Raw genomic sequence first — 11262 nt, 5'->3', positions numbered from 1 at the left:
GTAATGCTGAAATTGATGCATCCGTGAAGTTCGTTACCTTCAATGGGATCTCTTTCTTAGCACTACTCTTCTCCGCTGTAGGACAACCACGTCCTGCCTTCATCTTATAAACAACATAATACTTAGCAGTTACCTGTGGGTTAAAAGTAAAAGAAGATTTCTTTAAGTCAGCTCCTGGTACCCCATCCAAGGCTTCTGCAGGTTCAGACTTCCACTGGATATCATATACTGTTTCAGAAAGATCCACACTAAGGGTCATTGGTTGATTCCAACAAGCCTGAGTAACATTGGAACGTACATTAGGGGCTGTTAAACTACCAAAGTCCGGTACAGGCACCCAACGATCCAAACAGCCTGACTCAAACTTCACCTCATAGGTATCCCCTCCTGTAAGCTTAGGTATATCATTGAAGGTAGCAAAGGCATCCTCAAAATTAGTAGGTCTAGTACTTATCACTTTCTTTACCTCGTTTCCTCCTTGCGTTACCACTGTTTTGGTTCCGCCCGATACCTTATATAAGGTATAAGTAATAGGATACTTGGGTTCTGAACCTGTAGGCATCTCCACTCGTATCACTCCTGTATTAGGATTAGAAGGGTCACACATACCTATGGAGGTGGTAGGAGTTATATCTGTGATATTTCTGATCTCTATCTCCTTGTAGATAACTGTATTACTAATCACATCTCCACGTCTTGAAGGATTAAAATGATACATATAGCCACGCTCTTCTGCACTCTGTGGGTCTATCACTGAATGGTAATAAGGCCCCATGGATGCTCCCACTATATATTTTCCAGGAGGAATATCCGACAATGTAGCTACAGAACGAGTTTTATCTGGGTCTGAGGCATCCGTATGAGTAAATCCTGCACTTTTGATTGGAGTAGGACTTACACGCTTGTGTATTGGCTGCCCATTCCCTCTGTTCTCATCTGAAAACAAATACAATCCTGTAGGGACAGCAGCTGTCCTTTTTTCAGACAATACATCCATCACTACTTTCCCCTTACTGGTACTTCCTCCTTGTGCACAGTCTGTAGTTACTATAAAGTGATCATCTCCATCTATTTGGCGATTTACATTCGCCACTGGCCCTACAACAATATCATGATTACGGGTATTACCGCATCCATCTCTCATTTCTATTCTATATTTTCCAGGCGGAAGATCAAAGAACTGGTATATACCAGCATAACCTTGATTCATAGAGGGGTAAAGTTCCTTAGTGAAAGGAAACTTCACTTTATATTTTCCCCTAAGATTCCAAGGTCCATCTATATCTATTTCTTGTTCATTGGGCTGTCCATCAGCACGTACAATACGTACAGTAAGCTTATTGTTATCTGTAATAAAATCCAATCCTGCTTTTAGAGGATCATCTGTTCCTAAAAAAAGTTTGTTTCCTCGTCCTGGATACTCTAATACACTAGATACTGACCCTCCTGTATTAATAGGAATACGATCCAACGGATTAGTTGAAGCTACTGTTAGGCTATTTGATAGATAATGCTTACAATTTTTAGTACTAGAACCATCTAAACTCCCACCTAAAGCTGTAGAAATTGCATACTCCATTTGGTAGGAGGTCCCAGCATCTTGTACTTTCACCCTATAAGTATTATCCCCTTGTCCATCATAGAATCTGTAAAGCTTTTGGGTTTCATTGGCTAGTAGAGGTGTCACAGCACCTGAACGTTTTGCTTGTACTTGTAACCCTGCTACACTACAAAAAGCATTATAAGAAGCCTCTCCTACCATTTGTTGGAATCTTGTATTAAGGCGTACTACCTTATCACAAGGGGCAGAGGTAGCTTCATTAGGGAGTATATCAGATGTTGTTTCTGGTATAGAAGTAGGAGGAGCTACTGTATGAGATAATGTACGAGTTACTCCCGCACAATCTGCATATTCAAGAGAAATGACATCACCCGCTTTCACTTGTATATTGGTCGTATGTACTTGGGGAGTATACCAATACCAGTAAGCAAACTCTTCATTGGCTCCATACACATTTCTCTGTCCTTCTCTTTTATTAAATGGAAGTGCTTCCTCTTTACTATAGTCTTGATTAGCAATAGTTGTTCCTCCACGAGTTACCTTTAGCCTCATTCTATAAGGATAATAGAATTCTTGCTTATTGTTTGCTAGATCACTATACAAGGCTGTAAAAGCCAAATCATAATTACCACAATTACTTGCACAAGAAGGTGCTAAGTGTATATATAGGTTTATTGGAGAATAACTATATTTCTTAAATAACCTCTTCTCCGTAGTACAGCTACCATCCGTTATTTGTACAGTATAATAAGCATTGGCATCAAAGGACTTTCCTGCATCAGGTTCTATATTCTTAATTGTACTACCTGTAGGGCCACTCTTAGTAATGGAGGCATTAGCTACCACTACTTGACCTCCATCTTTTATCACTTTTACAGTAAAAGGTCCTGCTCCAGCACTTGCATTATTAATATCTATAGTTATTAACCCTCGTGCTCCCTCTGTTTCTCCTGTTTTAAGAGGACGACAGGTCTCTAGAGTAACACTCCTTACAAAAGATGCAGAAGCCTCAATAGTAGAGAACTCATGAGCTTCTTTGGGTTCTGTTACTGAACAGCTTCCTCCTCCTACTTGGTCTGTTACTTCTACACGATACGTTGTACTATGCTTAAGACCAGACACCTGTACAGAGGTTTCATTACCAGTCTTGTTAGTAGCTGGAGAGGTAGCCACCAGATTACCAGTAGCTTTTTCATATACTTTTACTACAAAAGGTCCTGCTCCATCCTTTATCTTAACTGTAGCCTTCCCATTATTAGCACATTCGCCTGTAGCTCTTTCTGCATTGGATTGTCCTTTATAGATAACAGCAAATCGTCTGTAACTGGAGACAAGTGCCTGCGTTTGTATAGGAGAGACAGCATTCGTACCATCTTTCTTAACAATCTTCACCTTATAGGTACCTGAGGAAAGACTCTGAAATTGAGTTTTCCCTGCGGTATCGAAGTTCTTTTGGGAGAGCTTAGTTCCTGCTGCATCATAAAGTTCTGCTTGCCATTGGGCTACAGGAATACTCGCTGCTACTGCTGCCGACCAATCTACTTTTATATTTCCTCCACATACTGTGTTCTCCCCCGTAAGGGTATAGGAAGGGAGGCTCTGCGCCAGTGCTAGCAGTGGCAACAAGAAAAAGCTTATATTTAGTAGATATCTTTTCATAATAATTTATGTTTATTGGATATAATCTTCTAATTGTCAATTTTTTTACTATTAATGGATAAGTAATTCTAAACCCATTGATTATATGACTATACATGTTTCATCACTCTAGAATTCTTATATTAGCTTCTTTTAGCGATGAACTTTTAGTTCTAAGTTATCAATTTGAGTTTTGAGCAATTAAAGACCAAAATTACTCAAAACTCAAAAATTTTATCTAAACCATGTTTCTACAGCAATCAAGGATCCGCAACCTGCTAAGAATCCTATAAGAGCTAGCCAAGAAATATTTTTTACATACCAGAAAAAGTCTATTTTTTCCATACCCATCGCCGCTACTCCCGCAGCAGAACCTATGATGAGCAAGCTACCTCCTGTTCCTGCTGAGAAAGCTATAAAGTGCCATAGAGAAGCATCCAATGGTTCTTGGAACATACCTATCGCAGCGGCTACTAGTGGTACGTTGTCTATCACAGCAGAGGCAAAACCAAGAATCATTATCACTATATTCTCATTTGGAATTACATGACTAAGAGACCCTGCAAAGTTGAAGAGCGTTCCCATAACTTCCAAAGATGCTACTGCCAAGAGAATCCCTAAGAAAAATAATATACTGGAGTGTTCTATACGTCCTAAAGCACTATGTACTGAAAAACTTGGCTTATCTCCTTCTACCATATCTGTATTAGGCTTAAGTAGTTCAGAGAAGAACCATACAGTAGCCAAGGAGAACAACATACCCAAATAAGGAGGTAAGTGGAATATAGACTTAAATATAGGTACAAAGATAATACCCAACACCCCAATAATCAAAATAGGGGTACTACTTTTGTAAGCTAGAGTCTTATCCATTTGTGGCATATCCAACTTCCCTTTGAAAATAGGCATAAAAGAAGCAATCAAGAAAGGAACTAAGAAACAAAGTACTGCTGGCAATACTACGTAGTCTATAAGTCGCATAGCTGTTACCTTATTGGCCATCCACAACATGGTGGTAGTTACGTCACCTATTGGAGACCATGCCCCTCCTGCATTGGCAGCAATTATCAAAAGCGAAGCATACCATATACGTTCCTCGCGGAAAGGTACCAACTTACGCAAAATGGTAATCATAATTATTATAGTGGTAAGGTTATCTATCAAGGATGATAGGAAAAAGGAAACAATCCCTAATACCCAAAGTAGTTTCTTCTTTTTACGGGTTTTAACCATTTTCTTGATAATCTCAAATCCTCGGTGCATGTCTATAATCTCTACGATCGTCATCGCTCCTATGAGGAAGAAGAGAATTTCAGCCACCTTTCCTAAATGGTACAAAAGGAGACTATCAATAGCCTGTGAATTGCCTCCTTCGTAATGATCTGCTAGAGGAACCAATCCATTTTCAATTTCAAAAACAGGCAAATCGGCCGTTTTAAGGATTGTCCAGCACGCAACTGCCATCCCAAGCGCTGAAATAGTTTTGTCAATTTTCACTTGGTGCTCTACCGTAATAAACAGATAACCAATGAAAAACACCGCTACAATAAGTAATTCCATAGCAATTTTCTTTATACTTTATTTGAGGGTGCAAGTTATAAAAAATTTATCAGAAAAACGAATTTTTCTAGATAGATTTTTCCTCCTTTTGTTGATAACTTTTTTAAGTCCTTTATATACAAATCATAAAAGAAGTAAAGCACATGATTATCAGTAAAGTATAGAAAATTGTTCACTATGTTTATAAAAATAATACCGCTTTCTTTTCCTTATTTTTGAAAAAAAATGTATCTTTGCGGAGATTTCACAAAAACAATTAATTTCCTCCATATGATACCAAATTTTAAATATCCTACTCCTATTGATAAGGAAGTCAACTGGGATAAATCCAAGACCATCATGAGTCGTACCGATGCAGCAGGAGTGATTGATTACGTCAATCAAGTATTCTGTGATGTGTGTGGTTATAGCGAAGAAGAACTTATGGGTTCTCCCCACAACATTATCCGCCATCCTGACATGCCTCGTGTGATCTTTAAAGTTCTTTGGGATAATATACAACAGGGTATAAACTTCCATGCTGTAGCCAAAAATCTAGCCAAATCAGGCGAATACTACTGGGTGGTAACGGATTTTGACATCATCAAAGATTCCCAAGGGAAAATCGCTAGCTATCTTGCACGCCGTACTTCCGTTCCTACACAAAGTGTGGAGAAATATATCGCTCCCCTTTATGCCAAAATGCTCCAAGTAGAAGCCGTAGGAGGCATGGAAGCCAGTGGTGCTTATTTAGCCAACTTCCTTAAAGAAAACAAATACTACGACTATATTGACTTTATAGAAAATGCTATCTTAGAATTTAAATAGTTTGTTATTACTCATATAAAAAGAGAAAGGCTCCCTAAAATAAGGGGAGCCTTTTTTAATATCTAAATAACTGAACACTATTTCATTTTTCATTTTTTGTCTTAAGGAACAAATAGGTTGCAGTTCCTAAAATCGCTGCAATGAGTAAGGCTAAAAGAAAACTGCCTGTAAGATATTGTATAAGGTGTGCCTTAATGAAGTCTCTTGTGATTTCGCCTTCTGGGAGTACCCCCCCTCCTGTAAATAAGCCCCCTACTTTCAACGAACTCCATACTATCAAAGGAATCATGGGAGGAATGCTGATATTGGAAGCCAAAAAAGCCAAGGATTTATTGAGTCCCAATAGCACTGCAAAAGTAATCGTTAGTGCTGTTTGAAATCCCCACAAAGGAGAAATTCCAAAGAAAGCACCCAAGGCTATAGAAAAAGCCTTTTTACTATCAGAGAGACTTGCCTCTAAAAGATCTTCCTTAAGAAATGTTTTAAAGCTTTTTTTTTGGAATTTCCTCAGAAAATCACGAGGTTTTATATATAGAAACGCTATAAGCACCAAGATTGAGTTAAGCAAACTTATACGTGCAAAATCCTTCACAGGGCGAAAGTGAGAAACTCTTTCACTAGGATCATAAAGTACTCTTATAGGTACAGGCTTTATAGGCACTCCACACCAACTACTCCTGACAAGCACCTCTATTTCAAACTCAAACTTGGATGTAAAATAACGCCTGGGAATCACCTCAAGCGGATACAAACGGTAACCAGATTGGGTGTCAGGGAGCTTTACTCCCGTCTCTAAGTGAAACCAGAAATTGGAGAACTTATGACCAAAGCTACTCTTTTTAGGTACGCCTTCTACGGTCATATCGCGGTTACCAACCAAAAGAGTAGGAACCTCCTCTTGCTCTATGGCTGTTATAAAAGTGGGGATATCCTCTGGAAAATGTTGTCCATCAGAATCTATCGTTAGCACATAGGTATAGCCTTTTGCTCTTGCTACTCGGAAGCCCTCCTGCAAGGCCTTACCTTTGCCCTTGTTTTTTGGGAAGGTAACTACTTCGACTTGGGGATAGCCCGAGAGAATCGCTGCGGTGCTATCGGTAGAACCATCATTAACTACAATCACATGAGGGGTATAGGAAAGAACCCCATCCAATACTCTGGAAAGGGTTTTCTCATTATTATAAGTAGGAATAAGTACAGCGTAGTTACTTGTCAATGATTAATTCTATTAGAATTTTAATTTTTTAGGATTGCTTCTATTATCTACAAATGTTATTATTTGGAGTTCTTTTGCGGATTCTATGATTCTATAGTACATTGAAAAATTTCGCAATATAACAATTCTACGGATATTCTTCTCTTCCAAATAAATTGTTCCTATTTTAGGAAAATCCTTCAATGTTTCTAAGATAGTTTCTACTTGCCGATTTAAACTTATAGCATATTTGGGAGAATTATTGTTTTCTGCCCAAAAAAGAAGTACATCATTATATTGTATCTTTGCCTCCGTTGTCCATACAACAAGATATTCCGTTTCCATTAGTTCATGTATTTTTCTAATATCTTCCTTGCATTTTCCATAACCTCTTCATGGGAGACGAAATTTCCTGCTTCTGCATCCCTTAACCCTCTATCTATTGCCTGAAGTGTATATTCATCATAGTCCTCATAACAATTAGCCTTCTCTACCAATTCATTATAGTCCTCTATAGGAAGTAATGCATGAGTCTTATTTCCTTCCTTATCTGTAAGAAAATGTGTGTCTGTTAGTGGTAAAGTTGCTGTATTCATAATAATTCATTATTAGCGGTTAGTTACTGACCTCTGATTAACTAAATTTTTCAAAACCCTTACCATATACCGCCTCTACATTGGTACGAGTGACAAAAGCTTCAGGATCTATACTATTGACTAAGCGGAAAATAGTGGTACCCTCTCCACGACGAGCAAAAACGATAACCACCTTTTGAGGATTCTTGGTATACCAGCCCATACCATCTACTATTGTACAACCTCGCTTGAGTTCGGTATTGATATGAGTAGCAATCTCTTCATATTTTTTCGAAAGTATAGTAACTTGTATGGCTCGCTTGGCTCCATTCATCACTACATCCACTGCCTGATACATGATTGGCAAAAGGATAAGTCCCAAGACCATCTTTTCCATTGTATAGCCAGAGAGGACAAGGATAGAGGACATTACAACAAGAACATCCATGAGGAGGAGGATACGAGAGATACGTATTTTGAAATATTTGGTAACCAAAAAGCCAATAATATCAACCCCTCCGGTACTTCCATTAACCGAATAAACCATTCCCAAACCTGTTCCCATTAGGATACCTCCCAACACTATGGATATAAAAGAATCATGTATCAAAGGATTAGCTGTAAAATAAGGGGTAAGATAGGTCTCCCCTATTCTTACTCCTAAAGTAAGTAAGCCTGCGCCTATGACCGTATTAATCACGAAAGTCTTACCTAAAAAGCGGAAGGCAAGTACTAAAAGTGCCAAATTCACCACTAATATAGTAGTAGAAGCATTGATACCTGTGGCATATTTGAGCAAGAGCGCAGCCCCAGCCAAGCCTCCTGTTACTATTTTGTTGGGCATAATAAAACCTGTAAGCCCAATAGTGTAAATCACAATGGCAAAAGCCATGTAAAGATAATCTTTGATGTAGAAAGATTTCAAATACTCAATGGTATTATTCTTTTTATTCATAACGCAAGCTTTTATTACTGCTTTTTTGCAGGCACAAAAGTACGATTTTTTTTATGGTAAAAAAAGATTTTTCCACAAATTTTAATTTATCAAAAAATAGGAAATAAATTCGTATTTTTGCACTATCTAATTTACCAATGTGCCAATTTACCAATGTGCTAATGTGCCAATTTGTCAATGTGCTAATTTGACAATTTGCTAATTTGCTAATTGACTCATCAGCTAATTGACTAATCGACTCATCAACTCATTGACAATTAACAATTAATAATTAACAATTAAAAAAGTGTCTTATTTTTCTACTGATTTTACTTTAGGGATACTCGGAGGAGGACAACTCGGAAAGATGCTCCTTACTGAAACCCTCAAATACGATATTCGCACCATAGTGCTTGATCCTAGTGCAGAAGCCCCCGCACGCTTCGGCTGTCATACTTTCTTTCAGGGCGACCTGATGGACTATGATACTGTATACCAGTTCGGCAAGCAAGCTGACCTAGTTACCTTTGAAATAGAAAATGTAAATGTAGATGCGCTTGAGCGCTTGGAGAGTGAAGGCATCAAAGTCTACCCTACCCCTAAGAGTCTGCGTATCATTCAGGACAAAGGTGCTCAAAAGGCTTTTTACAAAGCACATGGAATTCCTACAGCTCCCTTCGAACCTTTTCCCTCCCCTGCTCTATTAGCAACAGCTGTGGCTGAAGGCCGATGGACATACCCCTTTGTATGGAAAAGCACCCGCTTTGGCTACGATGGTAATGGGGTGAAGATAGTGCGCAATCCTCAAGACCTCCATGCACTTCCTGAAGGTCCTTGTATAGCGGAGCTCTGTGCAGATATAGACAAAGAATTGGCTGTAATTGTCGCTCGCAGTCCCAAGGGAGAAGTGGCTACCTATCCCGTAGTGGAAATGGAATTTCATCCCGAAGCCAACCAAGTAGAATATGTGCTTTGCCCTGCTCGTATTGCTGAGCCTATCAGCGACCAAGCCAGAAAAATCGCTCTACAAGTAGCTGAAGCCTTCGGTAGTATTGGCCTTCTAGCCGTGGAGTTATTCCTAACAAAAGAAGGGGAAATATGGGTCAATGAGGTTGCTCCACGCCCTCACAATTCAGGTCACTACTCGATTGAGGCAAGCTATACTTCTCAGTTCGAACAGCACTTAAGAGCCATTTTGAACCTACCTTTGGGAAGCACCGAAAGCAAAGTAGCAGGTGTCATGGTCAATCTGGTAGGGGCTGAGGGCTATGCAGGTGATGTGATTTATGAGCATATAGAGGATGTTCTCTCTCTCCAAGGGGTTACCCCTCACATCTATGGCAAGCGACAAACACGCCCTTTCCGCAAAATGGGACATATCACCATCACTCACCCAGATATAGAACAAGCCCGTTCCTTAGCTCAAAAGGTAAAAGAAACTATCAAAGTGATTAGTAAGCAGTAGGCAGGCGTCAGCAGTCAGAGGTCAGTTGTCAGTTGTCAAAAACTGTTTACTGAATACTGACCTCTGACAACTGTTAAACACTTAACATTATTTTTTATCGTATAAATTCTTACTTCTCAATAGCCTTTTCCTTGACTTTGCCCCTTGCATTGTTGTAATTTTGCACTCTGTTCAGGGAGCAGTATTCAGCAGTCAGAAGTCAGTTGTCAGACGCTACAGTTGACTTTGTACGAACTTTCTTTATATAGAACTCATGTTTTTGTAAGACGCAATAAATTGCGTCTCTACACAGGCGCTGGCTAAGACAATCCTTAATGGGTATAATTTTCCGTAGAGACGCAATTCATGGCATCTTGTAAATTATTGTCCCCCACGCTGGCACGAATACCCAACTAGGTATGTGTAAACTTTGATTATATCGTTTGTAGAGACATTCTGTAAGACGCAATAAATTGCGTCTCTACATAGGCGCTGGCTAAGACAATTCCTAACGGGCATAGTTTTCCGTAGAGACGCAATTCATGGCATCTTGTAAATTGAACGAATCACATACTCGCTTACACAACTTTACTATTCACTTTTCACTATTCATTTTTCACTTAATTTATGGATGAGGCTTTAGAAATACTTTGGACATACGCTCGTCGTGAGCCTTTGGATAGCAATGGAGAGACTGTAGTCCCTACCATCAACAATAGTATTGCCGCTATCCGTATCATTATGCGCTTAGAAGGATGGGCGATGGGAAGTGAAAAGAGAAAAGTTAATAGTGAAAAGCGGGCAACGCCTGCTTATGCAACGTCTGATAAGCCAGCGTCCCTTCGTAGGGGCGAATGGCAATTCGCCCAATCACAAAATACCAAATACAACACGAATAATAACACGAACAATCATAATGAGGGCGAATTATCAAATGGGGGCGAATTGCTCACATACTCCGCTCTCGCGGACTTTGCCCCTACGATGGGATGCTGGCTTATCAGACGTTGCATAAGCAGGCGTTGCCCGCTTTTCACTATTCATTTTTCGCTTTTCACTTCCCATAGCCCATCCTTCCAAGCGCATAATGATACGGATAGCGGCAATACTATTGTTGATGGTAGGGACTACTGTCTCTCCATTGCTATCCAAGGGCTCACGACGAGCGTATGTCCAAAGTATATCTAAAGCCTCTTCCATAAGTTAAGTGAATAGTGAAAAACGAAAAGTAAAGCCAAGCGAAAACTTGGAGCTTGGGTATGTGGGTGAAAAGTAAAGTTGCATAAGCGAGTATGTGATTCGTACAATTTTACAAGATATCATGAATTGTGTCTTACAAAGTGTCTCATCCATTAACATGAGTTCTATATAACGAAAACTCGCACAAAATCAGCTGTAGCGTCTGACAACTGACTTCTGATCGCTGAATACTGATAACCGAACAGAGTGCAAAATTACAAAAATGCAAGGGGCAAAGTCAAGGAAAAGGCTGTTGAGAAGTAAGAATTTATACAATAAAAAATAATGTTAAGTATTTAACAGTGGTCA

8 protein-coding genes and 1 pseudogene are annotated in these 11262 nt (G+C 39.3%); 3 read left to right on the top strand and 6 right to left on the bottom strand.

Going from position 1 to position 11262, the window contains the following annotated elements; all coding sequences use genetic code 11:
- Both Q0625_RS07945 and nhaD read right to left on the bottom strand, forming a co-directional pair.
- On the bottom strand, positions 1 to 3220 hold a 3220-nt coding region (locus tag Q0625_RS07945), incomplete at its 3' end, for a T9SS type A sorting domain-containing protein (RefSeq protein ID WP_298825525.1).
- A 213-nt stretch (positions 3221 to 3433) separates the two neighbouring features.
- Positions 3434 to 4759 carry a sodium:proton antiporter NhaD gene (gene nhaD / locus Q0625_RS07940; RefSeq protein WP_298825522.1) on the bottom strand — a complete coding sequence of 442 codons (1326 nt, stop codon included), beginning with the start codon at positions 4757 to 4759 and terminating at the stop codon, positions 3434 to 3436.
- 270 nt (positions 4760 to 5029) lie between these two features.
- On the opposite strand from nhaD, the gene Q0625_RS07935 reads away from it, so the two are divergent.
- Positions 5030 to 5566: a PAS domain-containing protein gene (locus Q0625_RS07935; protein ID WP_298825520.1), complete on the top strand. Its 537-nt coding sequence runs from the start codon at positions 5030 to 5032 to the stop codon at positions 5564 to 5566.
- An 82-nt stretch (positions 5567 to 5648) separates the two neighbouring features.
- Here the strand turns inward: Q0625_RS07935 and Q0625_RS07930 are convergent, their stop codons facing one another.
- The 4 genes from Q0625_RS07930 to Q0625_RS07915 are packed head-to-tail and all read right to left on the bottom strand — an operon-like array spanning position 5649 to position 8291.
- Complete coding sequence (locus Q0625_RS07930; RefSeq protein WP_298825517.1) at positions 5649 to 6782, bottom strand: DUF2062 domain-containing protein; 1134 nt, start codon at positions 6780 to 6782, stop codon at positions 5649 to 5651.
- Positions 6783 to 6794: 12 nt separating this feature from the next.
- Positions 6795 to 7106, bottom strand: a complete 312-nt coding sequence (locus tag Q0625_RS07925) for a type II toxin-antitoxin system RelE/ParE family toxin (RefSeq protein ID WP_298825514.1) — start codon at positions 7104 to 7106, stop codon at positions 6795 to 6797.
- Positions 7106 to 7357 carry a hypothetical protein gene (locus Q0625_RS07920; RefSeq protein WP_298825511.1) on the bottom strand — a complete coding sequence of 84 codons (252 nt, stop codon included), beginning with the start codon at positions 7355 to 7357 and terminating at the stop codon, positions 7106 to 7108. The genes Q0625_RS07925 and Q0625_RS07920 overlap by 1 nt, the downstream gene beginning before the upstream one ends.
- Before the next feature lie 37 nt (positions 7358 to 7394).
- Positions 7395 to 8291, bottom strand: a complete 897-nt coding sequence (locus Q0625_RS07915) for a YitT family protein (RefSeq protein ID WP_298825508.1) — start codon at positions 8289 to 8291, stop codon at positions 7395 to 7397.
- 286 nt (positions 8292 to 8577) lie between these two features.
- Between Q0625_RS07915 and Q0625_RS07910 the strand changes: the two genes are divergently transcribed.
- Both Q0625_RS07910 and Q0625_RS14955 read left to right on the top strand, forming a co-directional pair.
- Positions 8578 to 9735, top strand: a complete 1158-nt coding sequence (locus tag Q0625_RS07910; RefSeq protein ID WP_298825505.1) for a 5-(carboxyamino)imidazole ribonucleotide synthase — start codon at positions 8578 to 8580, stop codon at positions 9733 to 9735.
- 606 nt (positions 9736 to 10341) lie between these two features.
- A pseudogene (locus Q0625_RS14955) lies at positions 10342 to 10698 on the top strand (heat-shock protein Hsp70); the annotation flags it as partial.
- Between the last annotated feature and the right edge of the window lie 564 nt (positions 10699 to 11262).

Source organism: uncultured Capnocytophaga sp., from assembly GCF_938029845.1.
Classification (GTDB): Bacteria; Bacteroidota; Bacteroidia; order Flavobacteriales; family Flavobacteriaceae; genus Capnocytophaga.
This window is presented reverse-complemented; position numbering and strand designations above follow the sequence as displayed.